This window comes from Stenotrophomonas sp. STEN240, from assembly GCF_056756175.1.
This window is the reverse complement of record NZ_JBRRBO010000050.1, coordinates 1-21,692: the sequence shown is the minus strand read 5'-3', so window position 1 is coordinate 21,692 and position 21,692 is coordinate 1. Positions and strand designations below refer to the sequence as shown.

At 65.5% G+C, this 21,692-nt stretch carries 19 protein-coding genes and 1 other RNA gene; 5 read left to right on the top strand and 15 right to left on the bottom strand.

Translation table 11 applies throughout. The features are described 5' to 3' along the window. Nucleotides 1-55 precede the first annotated feature (55 nt). The 12 genes from ftsA to mraZ form a co-directional block, all read right to left on the bottom strand. A complete protein-coding gene (ftsA, locus tag ACVOKO_RS16815; protein ID WP_057627474.1) occupies nucleotides 56-1,291 on the bottom strand; it encodes a cell division protein FtsA in 1,236 nt (411 codons plus the stop codon). Then, complete coding sequence (locus tag ACVOKO_RS16810; RefSeq protein ID WP_346500028.1) at nucleotides 1,288-2,016, bottom strand: cell division protein FtsQ/DivIB; 729 nt, start codon at nucleotides 2,014-2,016, stop codon at nucleotides 1,288-1,290. The genes ftsA and ACVOKO_RS16810 overlap by 4 nt, the downstream gene beginning before the upstream one ends. Before the next feature lie 91 nt (nucleotides 2,017-2,107). Continuing rightward, a complete protein-coding gene (gene murC, locus ACVOKO_RS16805; protein ID WP_062169282.1) occupies nucleotides 2,108-3,544 on the bottom strand; it encodes a UDP-N-acetylmuramate--L-alanine ligase in 1,437 nt (478 codons plus the stop codon). A 43-nt stretch (nucleotides 3,545-3,587) separates the two neighbouring features. Further along, nucleotides 3,588-4,685: an undecaprenyldiphospho-muramoylpentapeptide beta-N-acetylglucosaminyltransferase gene (murG, locus tag ACVOKO_RS16800; protein ID WP_346500025.1), complete on the bottom strand. Its 1,098-nt coding sequence runs from the start codon at nucleotides 4,683-4,685 to the stop codon at nucleotides 3,588-3,590. Next, nucleotides 4,685-6,004, bottom strand: a complete 1,320-nt coding sequence (gene ftsW, locus ACVOKO_RS16795) for a putative lipid II flippase FtsW (RefSeq protein WP_346500023.1) — start codon at nucleotides 6,002-6,004, stop codon at nucleotides 4,685-4,687. Before ftsW ends, murG begins: the two co-directional genes overlap by 1 nt. Next, on the bottom strand, nucleotides 6,004-7,089 hold the full coding sequence (gene mraY / locus ACVOKO_RS16790; RefSeq protein ID WP_057627465.1) for a phospho-N-acetylmuramoyl-pentapeptide-transferase: 1,086 nt from the start codon (nucleotides 7,087-7,089) through the stop codon (nucleotides 6,004-6,006). The genes ftsW and mraY overlap by 1 nt, the downstream gene beginning before the upstream one ends. After that, nucleotides 7,079-8,461 carry a UDP-N-acetylmuramoyl-tripeptide--D-alanyl-D-alanine ligase gene (locus ACVOKO_RS16785; protein WP_346500020.1) on the bottom strand — a complete coding sequence of 461 codons (1,383 nt, stop codon included), beginning with the start codon at nucleotides 8,459-8,461 and terminating at the stop codon, nucleotides 7,079-7,081. Before ACVOKO_RS16785 ends, mraY begins: the two co-directional genes overlap by 11 nt. After that, nucleotides 8,458-9,936: a UDP-N-acetylmuramoyl-L-alanyl-D-glutamate--2,6-diaminopimelate ligase gene (locus tag ACVOKO_RS16780; RefSeq protein ID WP_346500018.1), complete on the bottom strand. Its 1,479-nt coding sequence runs from the start codon at nucleotides 9,934-9,936 to the stop codon at nucleotides 8,458-8,460. Before ACVOKO_RS16780 ends, ACVOKO_RS16785 begins: the two co-directional genes overlap by 4 nt. A gap of 8 nt (nucleotides 9,937-9,944) precedes the next feature. After that, nucleotides 9,945-11,807, bottom strand: a complete 1,863-nt coding sequence (locus ACVOKO_RS16775; RefSeq protein WP_346500016.1) for a peptidoglycan D,D-transpeptidase FtsI family protein — start codon at nucleotides 11,805-11,807, stop codon at nucleotides 9,945-9,947. Continuing rightward, entirely contained in the window at nucleotides 11,804-12,067 is a 264-nt protein-coding gene (ftsL, locus tag ACVOKO_RS16770) for a cell division protein FtsL (RefSeq protein ID WP_057627457.1), read from the bottom strand. Before ftsL ends, ACVOKO_RS16775 begins: the two co-directional genes overlap by 4 nt. Next, nucleotides 12,064-13,032 carry a 16S rRNA (cytosine(1402)-N(4))-methyltransferase RsmH gene (rsmH, locus tag ACVOKO_RS16765; RefSeq protein ID WP_346500048.1) on the bottom strand — a complete coding sequence of 323 codons (969 nt, stop codon included), beginning with the start codon at nucleotides 13,030-13,032 and terminating at the stop codon, nucleotides 12,064-12,066. The genes ftsL and rsmH overlap by 4 nt, the downstream gene beginning before the upstream one ends. Nucleotides 13,033-13,046: 14 nt before the next feature. Further along, complete coding sequence (gene mraZ, locus ACVOKO_RS16760; protein WP_346500013.1) at nucleotides 13,047-13,532, bottom strand: division/cell wall cluster transcriptional repressor MraZ; 486 nt, start codon at nucleotides 13,530-13,532, stop codon at nucleotides 13,047-13,049. 288 nt (nucleotides 13,533-13,820) lie between these two features. On the opposite strand from mraZ, the gene ACVOKO_RS16755 reads away from it, so the two are divergent. Continuing rightward, on the top strand, nucleotides 13,821-14,597 hold the full coding sequence (locus tag ACVOKO_RS16755; protein ID WP_346500011.1) for an NRDE family protein: 777 nt from the start codon (nucleotides 13,821-13,823) through the stop codon (nucleotides 14,595-14,597). 584 nt (nucleotides 14,598-15,181) lie between these two features. Here the strand turns inward: ACVOKO_RS16755 and rnpB are convergent. The 3 genes from rnpB to rsmI all read right to left on the bottom strand — a co-directional run bounded on the left by rnpB (nucleotide 15,182) and on the right by rsmI (nucleotide 17,156). Beyond that, an RNA gene (rnpB, locus tag ACVOKO_RS16750) (RNase P RNA component class A) lies at nucleotides 15,182-15,532 on the bottom strand. 45 nt (nucleotides 15,533-15,577) lie between these two features. After that, on the bottom strand, nucleotides 15,578-16,342 hold the full coding sequence (locus tag ACVOKO_RS16745; protein WP_346500009.1) for a hypothetical protein: 765 nt from the start codon (nucleotides 16,340-16,342) through the stop codon (nucleotides 15,578-15,580). After that, nucleotides 16,320-17,156 (bottom strand): 16S rRNA (cytidine(1402)-2'-O)-methyltransferase, encoded by an 837-nt coding sequence (gene rsmI / locus ACVOKO_RS16740; RefSeq protein ID WP_346500007.1) that lies wholly within the window; start codon nucleotides 17,154-17,156, stop codon nucleotides 16,320-16,322. Before rsmI ends, ACVOKO_RS16745 begins: the two co-directional genes overlap by 23 nt. An 82-nt stretch (nucleotides 17,157-17,238) precedes the next feature. On the opposite strand from rsmI, the gene ACVOKO_RS16735 reads away from it, so the two are divergent. Genes ACVOKO_RS16735 through ACVOKO_RS16720 form a run of 4 tightly spaced genes read left to right on the top strand, consistent with a single transcriptional unit; the run spans nucleotide 17,239 to nucleotide 21,245 of the window. Next, nucleotides 17,239-18,963, top strand: a complete 1,725-nt coding sequence (locus ACVOKO_RS16735) for a penicillin-binding protein activator (protein WP_346500005.1) — start codon at nucleotides 17,239-17,241, stop codon at nucleotides 18,961-18,963. Then, a complete protein-coding gene (locus ACVOKO_RS16730) occupies nucleotides 18,953-19,327 on the top strand; it encodes a YraN family protein (RefSeq protein WP_346500046.1) in 375 nt (124 codons plus the stop codon). Before ACVOKO_RS16735 ends, ACVOKO_RS16730 begins: the two co-directional genes overlap by 11 nt. Continuing rightward, the gene (locus tag ACVOKO_RS16725) at nucleotides 19,327-19,869 is read left to right on the top strand and encodes a metal-dependent hydrolase (RefSeq protein ID WP_346500003.1); all 543 of its coding nucleotides are present in this window, start codon (nucleotides 19,327-19,329) and stop codon (nucleotides 19,867-19,869) included. The genes ACVOKO_RS16730 and ACVOKO_RS16725 overlap by 1 nt, the downstream gene beginning before the upstream one ends. After that, nucleotides 19,866-21,245: an FAD-binding oxidoreductase gene (locus ACVOKO_RS16720; protein WP_346500001.1), complete on the top strand. Its 1,380-nt coding sequence runs from the start codon at nucleotides 19,866-19,868 to the stop codon at nucleotides 21,243-21,245. The genes ACVOKO_RS16725 and ACVOKO_RS16720 overlap by 4 nt, the downstream gene beginning before the upstream one ends. Nucleotides 21,246-21,692: the final 447 nt, after the last annotated feature.

Below are 21,692 nucleotides of genomic sequence, written 5' to 3'. Positions count from 1 at the left end.
TTGCCTTACTGCTTGCTGTTCTGACTGCCTCACTGCTCTACCACCGGCACCGCGCTCAGAACTCGCCGCGGAACCAGTTCTTCAACTTGTTGAACATGCTGCCGGCGCGCCCGGTGGGCAGCGACGGACGCCGTGGGTGTTCGATCTGGCTGCCCATCAGCAGCAGGCCGACGCCGGTGGCATGCACGGGATTGCCGACCACTTCGCCCAGGCCGGTGACGTGCTGCGGAATGCCCACGCGTACCGGCATCTGCAGCATTTCCTCGGCCAGCTCGACCACACCTTCCATCTTCGAAGCACCGCCGCTGAGCACCAGCCCGGCGCGGACCATTTCCTCGAAGCCCGAGCGGCGCAGTTCGGCCTGCACCATCTCGAAAATTTCCTCGTAGCGGCCCTGCACTGCCTGCGCCAGCGAATGACGCGGCATGCGACGCGGCGGGCGGTCGCCAACCGACGGCACCTGGATGCTTTCTTCGGCCGTTGCCAGCTGTGCCAGCGCACAGGCGTAACGCACCTTGATCTGCTCCGCTTCCGGGGTCGGCGTGCGCAGCATGTGGGCGATGTCGTTGGTAACGTGGTCACCGGCAATCGGCAGCGATGCGGTGTGGCAGATCGCGCCCTGGATGAACACCGCGATGTCGGTGGTACCGGCGCCGATGTCGACCATCACCACGCCCAGCTCGCGCTCATCGGCGGTCAGCACCGCTACGCTTGAGGCCAGCGAGGACAGCACCAGATCATCCACCTGCAGGCCGCAGCGCTGGACGCACTTGCTGACGTTGGCGGCGGCCGACTGTGCACACACCACCAGGTGGGCATGCACTTCCAGGCGCACGCCGGTCATGCCGACCGGGTTGCGGATGCCTTCCTGCGAATCGTCCAGCACGTATTCGCGCGGGATCGCATGCAGGATCTTCTGGTCGGCGGGGATGGCAACGGCCTTGGCCGCTTCCAGCACGCGATCCAGATCGCCCCAGCTCACTTCGCCTTCGCGGATCGGGGTGATGCCCTGCGAGTTGCGGCACTGCACGTGGTTGCCGGAAATCGAGGCGTACACCGAGCGGATCTCGCAGCCGGCCATCAGCTCGGCTTCTTCGATGGCGCGCTGGATCGACTGCACGGTGGATTCGATATCCACCACCACGCCGCGCTTGAGACCGCGCGACTCGTGCGAGCCGATGCCGATGACCTCGATCGGACTGCCCGGCGAATACTCGCCAACCAGCGCCACCACCTTGGAGGTGCCGATGTCCAGGCCAACGATCAGTGATTTGTCTCCCTTGCGATTCATGTCCTGTCCTGCGTCTGCTTTGTTGCCGGCGGCGGGGTTCCCCAGCTCAGCGTGAAACCATTGGTATAGCGGAGGTCGGCGCGCACGATTGGCACCTGGGTACGGGTCAGCTGTGGCAATACGCGCACGAAGCGGCCCAGGCGTGAGCGTGCATCGTTGCGACCAATGACTACTTCGGTGCCGTTGTCCAACGCCAGCGACCAGCTGCCGCGCGCGTCCATCGCCACTTTCTGCACGTCCACACCGGCCGGTGCGAACAGTGCGCGTGAATCGTTGTACAGCTCGACCACTTCAGTGGTCATGCCATCGGGGCCATCAAGTTCGGGCAGCGGCGCGTTCTCCAGCCCGTGCGGCACCGCGAACAAGCGGCCCTGCTCGGACAGCAAGCGGTCCTTGCCCCAACGTGCGAACGGGCGGTGCTCGACGATGGTCACTTCCAGCACATCCGGCCATTGCTTGCGGACCTGGGCGCTCTCCACCCATGGCAGTTTTTCCACTGCCGCCTGCGCGTCCTGCAACTTCACCGCGAAGAAGCCCGAGCGTGCATATGGCAGCAAGGCTTTCTGCAACTCTTCGGCCGGCACGCGCTTGAACTCGCCGTGCACACGCAGCTTGGCCAGCGGCCAGCGCTCGGCACCAACCCAGCCATTGACCACCGCAACCACCGGCAGCACCACCAGGGCGATGGCCAGCAGCCAGGCGAGCATGCGCAGGATGGCATTCATCGTGCGCCCTCCCCGGCAGCGCGGCCGCACGCGACCGCCGCAGCCCGCAGTGCGGTTGCGTGGGTACGGCGTAGCGGCAGCGCGGCAAGCATCATTCGCCCTTGGACTCCTGGAAGCCGTCGGTGACCACCTGCTGGACAACGGCGCCGATGTCGCCGGCACCCATCATCAACAGCAGATCGCCGTCCTGCAGTACGTCCGGCAGCACCGAGGCCAGATCGGCCGAATGGCTCACCACCACCGGCTCGCTGCGGCCGCGCGCGCGGATGGCACGTGCCAGCGACTTGGAATCGGCACCGGGAATCGGCGCTTCGCCGGCCGGGTAGACCTCGCTCAACACCAGCGCGTCCACTTCCGACAACACGGCGGCGAAGGCATCGAACTGATCGCGGGTACGGCTGTAACGGTGCGGCTGGAAGGCCACTACCAGGCGCTTGTCCGGCCAGCCGCCACGGGCAGCGGCGAACACCGCCTCCAGCTCGCGCGGGTGGTGGCCGTAGTCGTCGATCACGCGCACCTTGGCGCCCTTGTGGGTGGTGACTTCGCCCAGGTCGTTGAAGCGACGGCCAACGCCTTCGAACTTCTCCAGCGCAGCGGCAATGTCTTGCGGTGCCACGCCCAGCTGCCAGGCAACCGCAGCGGCGGCCAGCGCATTGAGCACATTGTGCTTGCCCGGCAGCGCCAGCGTCACCGGCACGCTGCTGCCTTCCGGCAAACGCAGGGTGAAGCGCATGCGCGGGCCATCCTGCACCACGTCTTCAGCGCGCACGTCGGCATTGCTGCTCAGGCCGTAGCTCATCACGTGCCGCGGGGTCTTGGCAGCCAGCGCAGCCACTTCCGGATCATCGATGCACAGCACGGCCAAGCCGTAGAACGGCAGGCGCTGCAGGAACTCGGCGAACGCTGCCTGCACGCGGGCAAAATCGTTGCCGTAGTTTTCCAGATGGTCGGCATCGATATTGGTGATCACCGCCACCAACGGATTCAGGCGCAGGAAGCTGCCATCGCTTTCGTCGGCCTCGGCTACCAACCACTCGCCACCGCCAAGCTTGGCGTTGGCACCGGCCGCCAGCAACTGGCCACCGATCACGAAGGTCGGGTCCAACTTGCCTTCGCTCAGGATCGCAGCGGTCAGCGAGGTGGTGGTGGTCTTGCCGTGGGTACCGGCGACGGCGATGCCGCGACGGAAACGCATCAGCTCGGCCAGCATCGCCGCGCGCGGCATGATCGGAATGCGCTGGCTGCGCGCTTCCATCAGCTCGGGGTTGTCTTCGCGGATGGCGCTGGAAACCACGATGCAATCGGTGCCCAGCACGTTGGCGGCGGAATGACCGCGCATGACGCGCGCACCCAGCCGTGCCAGACGGCGCGTTGCAGCGTTGTCAGCGTTGTCAGAACCGGAGACTTCATAGCCCAGGGTCAGCATCACTTCGGCGATGCCGCTCATGCCGGTGCCGCCGATACCGACGAAATGCACGCGCGGGAACGCGCGGACCAGGTCGGTGGTGTCGTTGAGGCGGCGGATCATGCCTGGCCTCCGGTGTGGCTGGCGCGGGTGCGCGATGCCGTGTTCATGCTGCTTCCTCAAGAATGATGTCTGCGATGCGTTCGGCCGCATCGACCTTGGCCAACCCACGCGCGGCTTGCGCCATCTGCATGCGGTGGCCGGGATTGTTTGCCAGCGTGCGCAGCACGCCTTCCAGGTTGATCGCCAGTGCATCGTCCTGCTTGAGCAGTTCGGCAGCGCCGCGTTCAACCAGATATTCGGCATTGCGGGTCTGGTGGTCATCGACTGCGGCGGCGAACGGCACCAGCACGCTGCCGATACCCACCGCGCACAACTCGGCCAGGGTCGACGCGCCGGAACGGCACACCACCAGATCAGCCCAACTGTAGGCGGCGGCCATGTCCTTGATGAACATGTCGACGCGGCCTTCCACACCTGCGCCGCGATAGGCCTGCAGTGCTTCTTCGTGCAGCTTCTCGCCGCACTGGTGCCAGACTTCGATGGCGACGCTGTCACCCAGCGCGGCCAAAGCCTTGGGCATGGCGTTGTTCAGTGCACGTGCGCCCTGGCTGCCGCCCAGCACCAGCACCCGCATCGGGCCGCTACGACCGGCCAGACGCTGTTCCGGCGCTGCCAATGCGGCGATTTCAGCGCGCACTGGATTGCCGACCACTTCTTCCTTGCCGCCGGCGAAGCTGCCCGGGAAGCCGCTCAGCACGCGCCGCGCAAAGCGCGACAGAATGCGGTTGGTCATGCCCGGCGCGCGGTTCTGTTCGTGCACCAGCAGCGGCAAGCCGTGCAGGCGTGCGGCGATGCCGCCTGGACCGGATGCAAAACCGCCAAACGCGACGACGGCACGCGGCTGGCGATCACGCAGCACGTAGCCAGCGCCACGGATCGCACGCAGCACACGCATCGGTGCACCCAGCAAGGCCAGCTTGCCCTTGCCGCGCAGGCCGGAGATGGCCAGCGTATCGACATGGATATCGTGCTGCGGCACCAATCGGGTTTCCATCGCACCGTCGGCGCCCAGCCAGGTGACCGGGATGCCACGCTCGCGCAACACCTTGGCCACGGCCAGACCCGGGAAAATATGACCGCCGGTTCCGCCGGCCATGATCATCACCGGACGCAGGTCCTGCTTGGTGTTCGGGCCGGCCATCAGGCGATCCTCCCGAAGGTCGGCTCGACCCGCTGTTGCATGCGGCTGGTGCCGCGCGCGGCACTGCTCTGCATGGCAGCGGCAACTGCGGTAGCGGTTTCGCTGCGCGGCTCGGCCGGTTCGCTCTCGTGCGCTTCGGCCACATCCAGCTCGGCGCCGTCGAGGTCCTCGCGTACTTCCTGGCGGCGCACCGCACGGTTGTATTCATAGGACACGCGCAGCAGCAGGCCCATCGCCACGCAGGTCATCATCACGCTGGAGCCGCCGGAAGAAATCAGCGGCAAGGTCAGGCCCTTGGTCGGCAGCATGCCCAGGTTGACGCCGATCGAGACGAAGGTCTGCAGGCTGATCCACAGCGCAATGCCGAAGGCGATATACCCGGCAAAGTGGCGGCGCATTTCAATGCAGCGCATGCCCAGCCAGAACGCACGGCCGACCAGCAACACGTACAGGCTGATGATGCCGCACACACCCAGGAAACCCAGCTCCTCGGCAATCACCGAGAAGATGAAGTCGGTATGCGACTCAGGCAGATAGTTGAGCTTCTGGATCGAGGCCCCCAGACCAACGCCGGTCCACTCGCCACGGCCGATGGCCATCAACGCGTTGGACAGCTGGTAACCCGAGCCCAGCTGGTCCTGCCACGGATCCATGAACGAGGTCACGCGGCGCATGCGGTAGGGCTCGAAGATCACCAGCGCGATCAGGCCCGGCAACAGCAGCAGCACCGGCAGGATGATGCGGGTGATCTGCGCGCCGCCCAGCACCAGCATGCAGGTGGTGATGCCCAGCAGCAGCATCGAGGAACCAAAGTCAGGCTGCAGCAGCAGCAGCACAACCAGCACGCCGACCACGCCGACCGGCTTGAGCATGGCCTGCCAGGTGGCATTGACCTCGTCGCGGAAGCGCACCAGATAGCTGGACAACCAGACGATGTACAGCACCTTGACCGCTTCCACGGTCTGGAACTTGGAGAAGCCCAGGTTGATCCAGCGCTGCGCGCCGTTGACGCTGCTGCCCAGGCCCGGGATGAACACCACGATCAGCAGCGCGAAGCAGCCCAGCAACAGCAGCTGGTTGTACTTCTCGATTTCCTTCAGCTCCACCCGCATCGTCACCGCGGCCAGGACCACGCCGATGGCGATGAAGATCAGATGGCGGGTGAGGTAATAGAACGGACTCTGCGTCAGCGCGATGGAGCTGGAAGCCACCATCACGATCCCGATCGAAGCCAGCGCCACGGCGGCGCCGAGCAGCCACTTGTCGTAGCTGCCACCAATGGCTTCAAGTCGGGTTGCCTGACGCGAGTAGTCGTCCATCACCGTACCTTCAGGGTTGCCAGGCCGATCAGCACCAGCACCACCGAGATGATCCAGAAGCGCACGATCACGCGCGGCTCCGGCCAGCCCTTCAGTTCAAAGTGGTGATGGATCGGCGCCATGCGGAACACGCGCTTGCCGGTGAGCTTGAACGAGGCCACCTGGATCATCACCGACAGGGTTTCGATCACGAACACGCCGCCCATGATCACCAGCACCAGTTCCTGGCGCACGATCACCGCGATGGTGCCCAGCACCGCACCCAGCGCCAGCGCGCCGACGTCGCCCATGAAGACCATGGCCGGATAGGTGTTGAACCAGAGGAAGCCCAGGCCCGCGCCGGCAATCGCCGCACAGATGATGACCAGTTCACCGGCACCGGGAATCTGCGGGATCTGCAGGTAGCTGGAGAACACCGCATTGCCCGAGGCATAGGCGAACACACCCAGCGCACAGGCCACCAGCACCGTCGGCATGATTGCCAGACCATCCAGACCGTCGGTCAGGTTGACCGCGTTGGAGAAGCCGACAATCCAGAAGTAGGCAATGGCGACGAAGCTGATGCCTGCCAGCGGCAGCGCGATCGACTTGAACATCGGGATGTAGAAGGTGAGCTCGGCCGGCACCACCGCAGTCTTGTACAGGAAGATGCCTGCGGCCAGGCCGAAGATCGACTGCAGCGCGTACTTCCAACGCGACTTCAGGCCGTTCGGGTCGCGCTTGGCAATCTTCAACCAGTCGTCGTACCAGCCGATGGCGCCGAAGCACAGCATCACCACCAGCACCAGCCACACATAGCGGTTGCGCAGGTCACCCCACAGCAGCACCGACACCAGCACGGTGGTCAGGATCAAGCCGCCACCCATGGTCGGCGTACCGGCCTTGGAGAAATGCGACTGCGGGCCGTCCTTGCGGATCGGCTGACCGCCCTTGAGCTGGGCCAGGCGACGGATCGCCATCGGCCCCAACCACAGCGACAGCGACAACGCGGTCAGCGCAGCGAGGATGCCGCGGAAAGTGATGTAGTTGAACAACCGGAACAGGCCGTCCAACTGCTGTAGCCAACGGGCCAATTCAAGCAACATGTGTAGTGTCCTCGCCGCGCTTCAACAGCGCAGTCACGATCTTGTCCATGGCGCTGCCGCGCGAGCCTTTGACCAGGCAACGCACGCCAGCATGAAGTTCGGTTTCCAGTGCGGCAGCCAGCGCGGCGTGCGAGTCGAAGTGACGCCCGCCTTCGCCGAAGGCCGCCGCTGCCGCTGCGCTCAGCGGGCCCAGCGCGTACAGCCGCTTGAGGCCGGCTTCGCGCGCACGCAGGCCGGCCTGCGCATGCAGCGCCTGCGCGTCCGGGCCCAGCTCGCGCATGTCACCCAGCACCAGCCAACCTTCGCCCTTGCCCGCTGCCAGCGCGGTGATCGCCGCAGCCAGTGAACCCGGGTTGGCGTTGTAGCTGTCGTCGATCAACACCGCGCCGTTGTCCAGCGCGTGGGCTACCTGGCGGCCTGCAACCGGGCGCGCCTGCGCCAGGCCTTCGACCACCAACGGCAGCGCAATGCCAGCCGCCAGCGCCATCGCTGCAGCAGCCAATGCGTTGAGCACGTTGTGCCGACCCGGCAACTGCAGCGTCACCTCGGTCTGGCCTTGCGGCGCATGCAACTGGAAGCGTGAACCGGCCTCGTCCAGCACGATGCCGGTAGCAGTCACATCGGCGCTGACTTCCAGGCCGAAGCGGACCACTTGATGGCCACCTGCGCGCGCAGCAAAGTAAGGGGAGAAAGCATCGTCGGCGTTGATCACCGCAACACCACCATCGCGCAGGTCGTCGTAGACGGCTGCCTTGGTATTGGCGATCTCCAGCAGGCTGCCCATGCGCTCCAGATGTGCTGGTGCGACATTGTTGACGATGGCCACATCCGGTGCGGCGATGGCGGTCAGGTAGGCGATGTCACCCGGCTTGCCGGTGCCCATCTCGTAGATGGCGAAATCGGCATCTTCCGGCGCATCGATCACCGCCAGCGGCAGGCCGATCTCGTTGTTGCGGTTGCCCGGCGTGGCATATACATGCTGGCCGGCAACCGCAGCAGCATGCTGCAGGATCGCCAACAGCAGGTTTTTCACGCTGGTCTTGCCGTTGCTGCCGGTGATGGCGAACACGCGGGTGGCGCGCTGCTGCTGCATCGCGGCGGCAATCTTCGCAAGCGCCAGCTCGGTGTTGGCAACCACGATCTGCGGCACTTCCAACGGCAACAGGCGCTCGACCAGCAACGCGCTGGCGCCCTGCTCGACCGCGCTGGCGGCAAACTCATGGCCGTCGAAGCGCTCACCGCGCAGGGCGACGTACAGGCTGCCGGCGGCCAAGCTGCGGCTGTCATTGCTTACCGCATCGATGCTGACGTCGTCGCCGTGGATCTCGGCACCGGCCCAATGGGCGATCAGCGACAGGGGCGCACGCTTCACTGGCGCACCTCCGCGTTCGTGGAGCGGCGCGCCTGCAGCGCGCGCGATGCCACATCGGTGTCATCGAAAGGATGTTTGATACCTGCAATCTCCTGGTAGGGCTCATGGCCCTTGCCGGCGATCAACACGATGTCGCCGGGACCTGCGTGGGTGACGGCCGCGCTGATTGCGCTGGCCCGGTCACGCTGCACGTTGACCTGCGACGGATCGGCAAATCCGGCCATGATGTCGGCGACGATCACGTCGCCATTCTCGCCGCGCGGATTGTCGTCAGTAACGAACACCACGTCGGCCAATTCTTCGGCAATGGCCGCCATCTGCGGGCGCTTGCCGGTATCACGCTCGCCACCGCAACCGAACACGCACAGCAGGCGGCCATCGAGGTGACCGTGCAGGCTGCGCAGCGCCTGTTCCAATGCGTCGGGGGTGTGGGCGTAGTCGATCACCACCGTGGGTTCGCCATGGCCACCGAGGCGGTTCATGCGGCCACGGATCGGCTGCAGCTGGCCCAGCACCTTGGCGATGTTGGCGCTGGACTCGCCCAGGCCATGCAGCGCACCGGCCACAGCCAGCAGGTTGTCGACATTGAAGCGGCCCAGCAGCGGCGAGCGCAGCGCGTGGCGCTCATCACCGATGACCAGATCGAAGCCCAGGCCCTGCCCGTCCAGCACCAGCTTCTCGGCGCGGATGACAGCGCCGGCCTGGCCGGTCGAGCTCAGGCCGATTGCCTGCACGTCGGCGGCCAGCGTGGTGATCAGCTCACGGCCGAAGGCATCGTCAAGATTGATCGCCGCCGCCTTCAAGCCCGGACGATGGAACAGCTTGGCCTTGGCCGCGCCGTAGGCCTCCATGTCACCGTGATAGTCGAGATGATCACGGGTGAGGTTGGTGAACACCGCCACGTCGTAATGCACGGCATCGACGCGGCCCTGATCCAAGGCGTGCGAACTCACTTCCATCGCCACTGCCTTGGCACCGGCATCGCGAAGCTGCGCCAGCACTTCGTGCATCTGCAGTACCAGCGGCGTGGTGAAGCCGGTCGGCACAACGGCGCCGTACAGGCCAACGCCCAGCGTGCCGATCGAGCCGCTGACCGTCCCCAGCAACTGCCAGGCCTGGCCGAGCAGCTGCACGGTCGAGGTTTTGCCGTTGGTGCCGGTGACGCCAACCATGGTCATCGCCCGCGACGGCTGGCCGTGGAACTGGTCGGCCATCGCGCCCATGCGCGTGCGCAGGCCGGGCACGGCGATGGCATCAGCCGGTGCCGGCAGCTCCGCCGGTGCCGGCGGATCAAACAGGATCGCGGCAGCGCCGGCGGCCTTCGCCTGCTCGACGAAGCCCAGTCCATGCGCACCAAAACCGGCGATTGCGACAAACGCATCACCGGCGCGGACATGCCGTGAATCCAATACCAGGCCACCGATCTGCGGGTCCTGTGACAGGGCCAGATCCGGCAGCAGCTGTGACAACTTCATTGTGTGGCTCACTGGCGCACCTCCGTGGCGGCAGGCGTCGGAGCGACGGCCGTCGGCAGTGCGGCATCAAATTCGGCCGCGGCATTGGGCGCCTCGTCCGGGTCCTGCGGAATCGGCAACGGCGCCAGGTTGCTGCCCGGCTTGCCACCCACCTTGCCTGCGGCCTGCGCCGCCAGCCAGGACTGGATGTCGTCCGGCGGCACGTCCATCAAACGCAGCGTGCCTTCCATCACGTGATGGAACACCGGCGCGGACACCAGACCGCCGTACTGCAGCGAACCCTGCGGATCGTTGACCACGATCACCGCGGCAAAGCGCGGATTGGTCGCCGGCACCAGGCCAGCGAACAGCAAGTTGTAATGGCCGCGCTCGTAGCCGTTGGGGCCGTTCTTGCGCGCGGTGCCGGTCTTGCCGGCGACGTGGTAACCCAGGATCGCCGCCTGTTTGGCGCCGCCGTTGGTGACCACGGTTTCCATCATCCGCACCACTTCGCGCGCAACTTCCGGATCAACGACCTGACGCGCTTCATTGCGCTGGCCCTTGATGAAAGTAGGCTGGATGACCTGGCCGCCATTGCCCAGCGCCGAGTACGCCTGCGCGATCTGCAGCGGCGTAACCGACAGGCCGTAGCCATAGGACATGGTGGTCTTGGTGGTGCCGTACCAGCTCGGGCTGCCCGGCCGCGCGACCACGCCGGCGGATTCGCCTGGGAAGCCGCTGTGCGGGGCCACGCCATAGCCAAAGCCACGCACCGAGTCGTAGAAAGTCTGGTCCGGAATGCGCGCCACGATCTTGGCCGCGCCGATGTTCGAACTGCGGGTGATCACGCCAGTGACATTGAGCACGCCGTTGTTACGCGGCACGTCGCGGATGGTGTAGCGGCCCAGCGACATGTAACCCGGGTTGGTGTCGATGACCGTATCGGGAGTGACCACATGGTTCTGCAGCGCCGTGGCAATGGTCAGCGGCTTCATCGTCGAGCCGGGCTCGACCAGATCGGTGACCGCACGGTTGCGGCGGGTGTCCGGGGTGGCGCCGCTGACCGAATTCGGGTTGTAGGTCGGCAGGTTGGCCATGGCCATCACTTCGCCGGTGGCCACATCCATGATCACGATGGAACCGCCGGCGGCCTTGTTGGTGGTGACCGCATTGCGCAGCTCGCGCATCGCCAGGAACTGGATGCGGCGGTCAATGCTCAGGGTCAGGTCCTTGCCCGGCTCGGCAGGACGCACCAGGTCGATGCTCTCGACGATGGCGCCCTTGCGGTCGCGGATGACCTTCTTGGCGCCGGGCTTGCCGCGCAGCCATTCGTCGAAGGCCAGCTCCAGCCCTTCCTGGCCGAGATCATCGATATTGGTGAAGCCCAGCACATGCGCCATCGCCTCACCCTGCGGGTAATAGCGACGGAACTCGCGCTGCGCGAACACGCCGGGGATCTTCATCGCCACCACCTGCTCGGCCACATCCGGATTGATCCGGCGGCGCAGGTACATGAATTCCTTGTCGGCCTTCTGGGTCAGCTTGGTGGTCAGCTCATCCACCGGCAGCGACAGCGCGCGCGCCAGCTCCGGGATACGCTCCGGCGTACGCAGCAGTTCCTGCGGGTTGACCCAGATCGAAGCCACCGGCGTGGACACCGCCACCGGCTCGCCATTGCGGTCGGTGATCATGCCGCGCGAGGTCGGGATCGGCACATCGCGCAGGAAGCGGGCCTCGCCTTCGCGCTGGTAGAAATCGTTGTTGATCAACTGCACATAGGCCGCACGGCCGACCAGCGTGACCGCACACAGACCCAGCCCCACGCCGACCATCAGCATGCGGTTGCGCAGATTGAACTGCGTACGGGTACGGTTGCGGCCGGGCTTGGTCATGGCCGGATCACCACGATGTCAGTGGCTTCGGGGAACTTCATGCCCAACCGGCCACGCGCTTCCTGGTCCACGCGCGTGGCCTGGGCCAGGGTCGCCTGCTCAAGCTGCAGGCGGCCAAACTCGATGTTGATCTCGTCGCGTGCATGCTCAAGCTTGGACAGCTCGACAAACAGCTGGCGATGGCGGTGGCGCATGAACACCACGCCGATGGCCGAGGCAATCGTGCACGCCAGCAGGACGATCAACAGCAGGCGGCTCATCCAGCCACCTCGCGCTTCTGTGCCACCCGCAGCACCGCACTGCGCGAACGCGGGTTCATCGCCAGCTCGTCGTCATCGGCCTTGATGGCACCGCCAATCAGATCCAGCGTCGGCACGAAGGCCTGCAGTTCCGGCAGCCGACGATTGGTCGGCGGCGCCTTGGCATGGCGGTTCATGAACTGCTTGACGATGCGGTCTTCCAGCGAATGGAAGCTGATCACCGCCAGCCGGCCACCGGGCTTGAGCCGCGCCATCGCCGCATCCAGGCCGGCTTCAAGGTCGGCCAGTTCGCGGTTGATGTGGATGCGGATGGCCTGGAAGCTGCGTGTGGCCGGATGGATCTTGTCCTTGCCACGCGGCATCACCGAAGCAATCAGCTCGGCCAGTTCAGCGGTACGCGTGAACGGCTGCTTGTCGCGACGGGCAACGATGGCACGGGCAATGCGGCGGCTCTGGCGTTCATCGCCATAGGTGAACAGCACATCGGCGATCTCGCGATCTTCGGCGCGGTTCAACCACTGTGCAGCGCTCTCGCCCGAGTCCGGGTCCATGCGCATGTCCAGCGGGCCGTCCTTGCCGAAGCTGAAACCACGCTCGGCCACGTCGAGCTGGGGCGAAGACACGCCCAGGTCGAACAGAACACCGTCCAGACCGTCAGCGGTTTCGCTCCAATCCAGCAGATCGGCAAAGCTGCCGCGATAGATGGCGACACGGCCGTCCGGCGCGAAGTCGCGCTCGGCCACGGCAATGGCTTCGGGGTCCTTGTCCATCACCAGCAAGCGCCCGTCCGGGCCAAGCTGGCGCAGCACGCCGCCAGCGTGACCGCCACGACCGAACGTGCCATCCAGATAAGTACCGTTTTCGATCACCCTCAGGCCGTCAAGGACCTGGGCGTACAGCACCGGCAGGTGAGCCGCCGGCGGCTGCGACACCGTTGGGTGACCGGCCTGCGCTTCACCGCGCACCCGGGCACCCCGGCTCACAACTTCAGATCGAGAAGCCCATCGCCCAGATCCTCGTCAGACAACGTCTGCTGGATCAGTGCGCGATGCGCTTGCTCGCTCCACAATTCAAACTTTTCACCCATGCCCATCAGCACTGCTTTCTTCTCGATGCCCACCGCACTGCGGTGACTGGACGGCAGGCTGATACGGCCATTGCCATCCAGTTCCAGATGGGCGGCCGAGCCGACAAGCTTCTGCTGCAGGGTGCGCACTACGCGCTGGGTATTGGGCTTTGCCATTACGTCGTCCCGCACCCGCTCCCACTCCTGCTCTGAATACAACCACAGGCAACCGGCTTCGAAGGGGTTGTAGGTCAGCACCAGGCGGTTGCCACTCGCACGCGCAACAAGGTCGCGGTAGGCGGTTGGCACCGCCATGCGTCCCTTGTCATCAACCGTGATGGCAGTCTCACCCTGGAACACGCCTATGGCACCCTTCGTCCGTTTTGCTTGGGAAGTCATTGAACCACGAAAAACCACAAAAAACCCGGTTTTCCCTCTGATGCCCACCTTAGCAGCGAGCTTAGGGTTGTCAACAACTTTCAGCGCACAAAATCGCCTGTCGCATCAATGGTTTGCGCCAATGTTTAGAGAGTTGTTCAAGGTTTATCCACAAGTTACTGTTTCGTCTCAAATTTTGAGATTCGTATGAAATTCAGTGGTGTAGAGGCGGCGTGAAAACGGGCCCCCAACCCAGCCGCCATTCAGGCACTGATAGCTGGCGGCCGCGCAAAACGGCACACTTGCTGCATGTGTCTGGTCGCCATCGCCTGGAAAGCCCACCCGCATTGGCGCCTGCTCATGGCGGGCAACCGTGACGAATTCCACGCCCGCCCCACCGCAGCCCTCGGGCACTGGCCTGCGCCACAGGAGCAGTTGATCGCCGGCCGCGACCTGCGCTCGGGCGGCAGCTGGATGGGAGTGAACCTGCACGGACAGGCCGCCGTGGTAACCAACGTGCGCGATCCAACGGCGGCAGCAGGCGGACCCTCGCGCGGCGAACTGATCGCCGGCTACCTGGCTGGCCGACAGTCCGCCACGGACTATGCCGACCACTTGGTCAGCAAGGCTCCGGCGTTTGCACCGTTCAATCTATTGGTGGCGGACGCGGAAAACTGCAGCTACCTCAGCAACCATCCACAGGCCAGACGCGACCTGACGCCGGGCGTGCATGGCATGTCCAACGGCGCCCTGGACGCACCCTGGCCCAAGACCCGCCGCTTGATGGGCGTGCTTGAGAATTGGCTGGCCACAGGGAATGACGGCCTGGAACCGCTTTGGGCTGCGCTGGCCGATGAGCAGCAGGCCGCGGACGCACAACTACCTGCTACCGGTGTTCCGCTGGCGTTGGAACGACGCTTGTCGAGCGCGTTCATACGCGGAACCGACTACGGCACCCGCGCCAGCACCATCGTGGCGATCGGCACGGATGGAGGGGGATTCATCCACGAGCGCCGTTTCGGGCCGGATGGCGTGTACCTGGGGGAGACGCGTGTGGAGATTGGAAAAGAAGGCTTGGGCTCCTAACCCCCTCCCTTTGGCCGAAGAGGGTTGGGGAGGGGTGAGTTTGATCTTGCTTTGGCTTTGGCTTTAGCCCACAGCCAAAGCAAGATCAAAAGCTCCCCCCATCCGCCCTCCGGGCACCTTCCCCCGCAAGCGGGAGAAGGGAAAGAGAACAGCAAGGCTGGAGCCACAACCAAAGCCCAAGCCACAGCCACAGCCAAAGCCAAAGCCAAAGCCAAAGCCACAGCCAAAGCCAAAGCCACAGCCAAAGCCAAAGCCAAAGCCAAAGCCACAGCCACAGCCACAGCCAAAGCCAAAGCCAAAGCCAAAGCCACAGCCACAGCCAAAGCCACAGCCACAGCCAAAGCCAAAGCCAAAGCCACAGCCACAGCCAAAGCCAAAGCCAGGGCCAGGCGCAGCAAAAGCCATAGCCGCACTTCTCCCAGCCACGATGCGCAGCGAGCCAAGCAAAAAATCCGAAGAGCAACAGCCCCCTTTAGTAAAGGGGGCGCGCCGACAGGCGCGGGGAATTGGAGGACAGAGGCCTGGGGCCCAAAGTTTTGCTCCGCAAAACTTTGGGGCTTTTTCTGCCCGACGGGCAGAAAAAGCGGCGGAGCCGGCCGATAAGCCGGGTTTTGTCGTGGACAGTCATTCCTCTAGGCGCTACGTCACCGTAACGCTCAAGCAACCTACCCGGACCCGACGCGGGCCACGCCATTAGGTCCCTATTTGGTCTTGCTCCAGGTGGGGTTTGCCGTGCCGGTCTGTTGCCAGACTCGCGGTGCGCTCTTACCGCACCATTTCACCCTTACCACGCGCCCGAAGGCCGTTCGGCGGTATCTTCCTGTTGCACTTTCCGTCGGCTTGCGCCGCCCAGGCGTTACCTGGCACCTTGCCCTGTGGAGCCCGGACTTTCCTCGGCATTCCCGAAGGAATGACGCGACTGTCTGGCCGACTCCGCCGCGCGTATTGTCGCACGTCCAGCCCGCCACTGGCCGAACATTTCATTCAGCCGCAGGCATCCGGTAACGCAAGGGCTGCACTCCTGCAGTGGTGAACGAGAGCAGCCAGCCGTCGTGCAGGATGTCGATCTGCTGGAAGTCCGCATGCGCATCGCTGTCGCGCAATTGCCGCGACAACTCCTCCAGCGCCGCCACCGCCCAACTCCGCAATACGGCTGGATCCGCGTCCTCGACGAAGGCCACCGCCGGCAACGGCCAGTTGTCGTACAGCAACAACACATTGCGCGGCTGGCGGGCAAAGGCCGGCTTGTGCAGCACCTGGCGTTTTTTCTCCACCGCCCAGCGCATCACTTCCACCCACAGCCGTTCCGGCTCGTCACCGGCCCAAGGGCTGCCTTCGTAGGTGTCCGCCAGCAATTGCCGCAGCAACGGGCTGTCCCACTCATTGCGCGTTTCTCCGCCACGCGGGTCCGGCACCGGCCGCACCCAGCCGGAATTGATCCCGTTCAACTTGGCCTGCAACTGCTTGAAGGCCTCCGGCACCACTTCCATGCATTCCAGTCCGATCCGCCCGCTGCCCGTGTCGACCATGAAATCCGGGCTCTCGCGCTTGCTCACCCGCACCGGGTAATCCAGCTGCGAGGCCCAGACGGTCAACCAGCGCACCATCATCCAGCGCTCGCGCTGGGTCTTGATCTCGGCACCGGAGCCACCGGCCAGCGGTTGCTCGCGCAGGTCCAGCTGCGCGCGCAGGCTGGCGGCGTCGGCCGCCGCCCACATCGCCTCAGTCGTTGCTGCCCTGTCCATACAAAGCCTTGCGCGGCGCACCGCTCAGTTCAGCCGCCAGTTTGGCAGCGGTGGAAGGCGGCAGGTGCTCGTTCAATTTGGCGTACAACCGCCGCCCCTCGGCAATCTTCGCTTCTTCGTCGTCGCCCGCGCCCTGCACCATCACCACGAACTCGCCCTTGCGCTGGTTGTCATCGGCCAGCACCTTGGCCAGCAGCTGGTCCAGGTTGCCATCAAGCACGGTCTCGAACAGTTTGGTCAGTTCCCGCGCCACCACCGCCGGCCGGTCGCCGCCAAAAGCGCCCGCCATGTCGGCCAGCGACTCGGCAATGCGGTGCGAGGATTCGTAGAACACCAGGGTGCCGGTTTCGGCCGCCAACTTGTTCAGGCGCTCGCGCCGGGCCGCGCCCTTGGCCGGCAGGAAGCCTTCGAACACGAAGCGATCACTGGGCAAACCGGCCACGCTCAAGGCGGCAATTGCCGCGCAGGCGCCTGGGATTGGGCTGACTTTCACCCCCGCCGCACGCGCGGCACGCACCAGACGAAACCCCGGATCACTGACAAGTGGCGTACCGGCATCGCTGACCACCGCCAGCGACTCACCGCCCAGCAGGCGCGCCACCACCCGCTCAGCCATGGCTTCTTCGTTATGGTCGTGCAGGGCGACCAGCGGTTTACTGATGCCGAAATGCGACAGCAACTGACCGGTATGACGGGTGTCCTCGGCGCAGATGGCAGCCACCGAACGCAGCACCTCCTGTGCCCGCGGGCTCAGATCGCCAAGGTTGCCGATCGGCGTGGCAACGACATACAAGGTGGCAGCAGCAGTACTCATCATCGGTATTTCCGTGGGCCAAGGGTAGAATCCTACCGTTTCCCCCGCCCGGCACTGCCGCGCCCTGTCGAACGGACCTTAAATGAACAAGCCAGTCGCACGGATTTCCGCCCTGTCATTGTCGATGCTGCTGTTCGTCGGCTGCGCCACCACCAGCGTTGCTCCGACCAGCTCACCCGCCCAGCAGGCGGCCATCACCCTGCTTGAGCAGGGCAAACCGCGCGAAGCCGCGCAGCAACTGGAAGCCCAGGCCGCGCTGGTCCGCGGTGCCGGCAAAAGCCTGTTGCTGGCCGATGCCGCCTTTGCCTGGCACGAAGCCGGTGACAGCGCCCGTGCGCGCATGCTGATGGCACAGGTACAGCCGCGCCAGCTGTCCGGCGCCACCCGCTTGCGCTTCAACCTGCTGCAGGCAGAGCTGGCACTCAGCGACAAGCAGCCGGCCAACGTATTGCAGGTGCTGACCGAAAACCCGGGCACGCTGCCGGCGCCGCTGCAGGCGCGCTGGTACCTGGCCCGCGCACAGGCGCTGGAAACCACCGGCGATGCCTTCAGCGCCGCAGCCGAACGCGCCCGCGCCGGCACCCTGCTCAGCGGCAGCGAGCGCAATGACAACCAGCGCGCCATCACCCGCCTGCTGGCCGGCTTGAATGATGCCACCCTCAGCAGCCGCGCCGCCGCCCTGCCGGTTGGCGATCCGCTTTACAACCATGCCGGGCGCGCCATGATCGGCCGCGGCCTGCCGCTGCCGCGCCCGTTCGACCGCGATACCGCCGCGCAGCTGGACACCAGCAAGCGCCCGGCCGCCGATGCCGATGGCTACCGCCCGCCCGTGAAGATGGCAGTACTGCTGCCGCTCAGCGGCAATCTTGCCGCCGCAGGCGCCTCGGTCCGTGACGGCCTGCTGGCCGGTTACTACGGTGAAAGCCGCCGCCGCCCATCTATCGACTTCATCGATACCAAGGGCAATGCCAGTGGCGCCGGTGCGGCCTATGACAAGGCCGTCGCCAGCGGCGTGGATTTCATCGTCGGCCCGCTGGGTCGCGATGAAGTGGATGCCCTGTTCCACCGCAGCGAGCTGCCGGTGCCCCTGCTGGCCTTGAACCGCGGCAAGGATGCACCGCCGCCGGGCAATGCCGCTTTCTCGCTGGCACCGGAAGACGATGGCCTGATGGCCGCTGAATACCTGCTCAGCCGCGAACGCCGCAATGTGCTGGTGATCGCCAGCAATGACGATGCCGGCCGGCGCTCCAGCAACGCCTTCAAGGAACGCTTCAGCGAGCGCGGCGGCAAGGTCGCGGCCACCATCAGTGTCAGCGAAGCCCCTGCCGACATCACCGCACAGCTGCGCCAGGCCGGCAGCGTCGATGCCATCCTGCTCGCCGTCAAAGGCAACCAGGCGCGTGCTCTGGCGCCGCAGCTCGCTCTCGCTGGCCTGAGCGCAGTCAGCCGCGTCGGCACCTCGCAGCTGACCGCAGGGACTGGCAAGGCCGAAGAAGATGCCGCGCTCGATGGTATCGCCTTCCCGACCGATGCCTGGAGCAGCCGTGGTGTTGCCGGCTTGCCGGCCGCTGCCGCGGTCGCCACCACCCTGCCCACCGCACGCGGCGGCGCCGGGCGCCTGTTCGCCTTCGGCTACGACGCCTGGAAGATCACGGCCTACATGGAGAAGCTGGCCACCAGCACCGGTGGCGGCCTCAGCGGCGCTACCGGCACGCTGCATCTGGACGGCTTCGGCAATGTGCTGCGTACACCGGCATGGTCCACCTTCAGTGCCGGCCGCCCGGTTGCCATTGGTGATGGTCGCTGAGCAGCACCAACGCGGCGCAGCGGTGGAAGCCGCTGCCCGCGTGCTGCTTGAGCAAGCCGGCCTGCGTTGGCGCGCCGGCAATGTGCGCTTTCGCGGCGGCGAGCTGGACCTGGTGATGCACGACCCCATCGCCGCCAGCCTAGTGTTTGTCGAAGTGCGCTATCGCCGCTCGGCACTTTTTGGCGGCGGCGCGGCGTCGGTTGATCTGGGCAAGCGCCGCAAGCTGGTCCGTGCGGCCCAGCTGTATTTGAGCCAACACCCCGCGCTGGCCAACAGCCCCTGCCGCTTCGATGTGGTCGAAGCCAGCGGCGAACCGCCACGCCTGAACTGGATACGCGACGCGTTCCGCGCCGACGACTGCTGATGCCAAGCATATTCACCCACGCCGCCATTCCACTTGCACTGTGGTGCGCCAGCGAGCGCGGACGTATTTCCACGCGCCTGCTTGGTGCAGGCGTTGTCGCGGCGATGCTGCCCGATGCCGATGTATTGGCCTTCGCCCTGCATATTCCCTATGCCGATGACTTTGGCCATCGCGGCGCCAGCCACTCATTGCTGTTCGCCATGTTGCTGGCGGCCTTGGCCCTTCCCTTTGCCAGGGCCTTGCAGGCAAGCCGCATCCAGGCAGCGGCCTTCGTGTTCATCTGCGCCGTGTCGCATCCCTTGCTGGATGCGCTGACTTCCGGCGGCCTCGGCGTCGCGCTGTGGTGGCCGTGGAGCGACCAGCGCCTGTTCGCGCCGTGGCGGCCCATCCGCGTCTCACCGTTCGCCAATAGTTTCTTCAGCGCACGCGGCCTGCAGACCGTTCTTTCGGAACTGCGCTGGGTGTGGCTCCCGCTGCTGATCGGCGTCACCGGCTGGCGCCTGATCCAGCACCGCACCCCCGCATCATCGACACCGCCATGAACTCACTGCCTGCTGCGTTTGCACACACCCTGTCACAGCTGCTGGGCGATGACTGGCGCACCGATCCCCACAGCCTGCAGGCGCACGCCCAGGACAACTCCTGGCGACATGCGCTGCCGCAGGGGGTGGCGATGCCACGCACCCGCGAACAGGTGCAGGCCATCGTCCGCGCCTGCCGCCAGCACGGCGTGCCGCTGGTCGGCCGTGGCACCGGCACCGGCACCACCGGCGCCGCCGTGCCCACCGCTGGCGGCATCGTGCTGTCGTTCGCACATATGAACCGCATCGTCGCCATCCGGCCCGGGGATCGCTGTGCGGTGGTCGAACCCGGCGTGCTCAACGGCGACCTGCAGCAGGCATTGATGCCGCATGGGTTGTTCTGGCCGCCGGATCCGTCCAGCGCGGACATCTGCAGCATCGGCGGCAATCTGGCCTGCAATGCTGGCGGGCCGCGCGCGGTGAAGTACGGCACCAGCCGCGACAACGTGCTTGGGCTGGTGGCGGTCACCGGCACTGGTGAACTGATTCAATGCGGCGGCCCCTACACCAAGGATTCCACCGGCTACGACCTCACCCATCTGCTGGTCGGCAGTGAAGGCACGCTGGCGCTGATCGTCGAAGCCACGCTCAAACTGACGCCGCGCCCGCGCAGCCAGGCCGGCCTGCGCGTGCTGTACCGCGATGCCGAAGCGGCAGCGGCAGCGGTATCACGGGTGATGGCGCAGCCGGTAACACCCACCACCTTGGAATTCATGGACGCGCGCAGCCTGCAGCTGCTGCGTCACAACGGCGCGCAGGTGCCCGAGGCCGGCGCGATGTTGTTGATCGACGCTGATGGCGACGACGACACCCTGCCCTATCTGCTCAATGCGCTGGCCGAAGCTGCCGAAGGCGATGGCATGTTGGCGCTGGACGTGGCCACCGATGGCAGCGCGCGCGACAAGCTGTGGGCGGCACGGCGTGCCTTGTCGCCGGCGTTGAAAACCATCGCGCCGGGCAAGATCAACGAAGACGTGGTGGTACCGGTATCGCAGATTCCAGCACTGGTTGAGGGCGTGCAGCAGCTGTCGGCGCAGGCACAGCTGCCGATCGTCACCTTTGGCCATGCCGGCAACGGCAACCTGCACGTCAATATTCTGTACCACCCCGACGATGCCGACGAGAACGCGCGCGCACATGCAGCGCTGCCGAAGGTATTTGCACTGGCCCTGCAACTGGGCGGCACCTTGTCCGGCGAACACGGCATTGGCCTGGCCAAGCGCGATTTCATGACGCAGGCGTTTTCGACTGGAACCTTGGCGACGATGCGCGCGATCAAGCAGGCACTGGACCCGGACGGCATTCTAAATCCCGGCAAAGTGTTGCCGGAGGCGTAGCAGGACGGTCGGCCGTAGTGCCGAGCCATGCTCGGCAGAGGCCATGCAAGCGTTACGTCGGGCAGCGCAATAGCTTCGTGGCTTATGCCGCTCCTACAACCGCAGCAAATCGATTCACCTGCGGCAACACCGGGCATGCGTTTGTGTGTAGGAGCGGCATAAGCCGCGAGGCTGGCAGCAGGTCGGTGCCGGACAGAACTGCAATCTGATGCTGCAGTGGCTTCGCGGCTTACGCCGCTCCCACAATCGCTTCAAAGCAGTTCACCTCCGGCAACGCCGACAATGCATTTGCTTGTGGGAGCGGTGTAAACCGCGAAGCTGGCGATGTGCGAGGCCGTGCAAGACTGCGATCTGCGGATCTATCGGCTTCGCGGCTTACGCCGCTCCTACAATCGCTGCAAAGCGCTTCACCTGCAACAACACCGGGCGTGCATTTGTGTGTAGGAG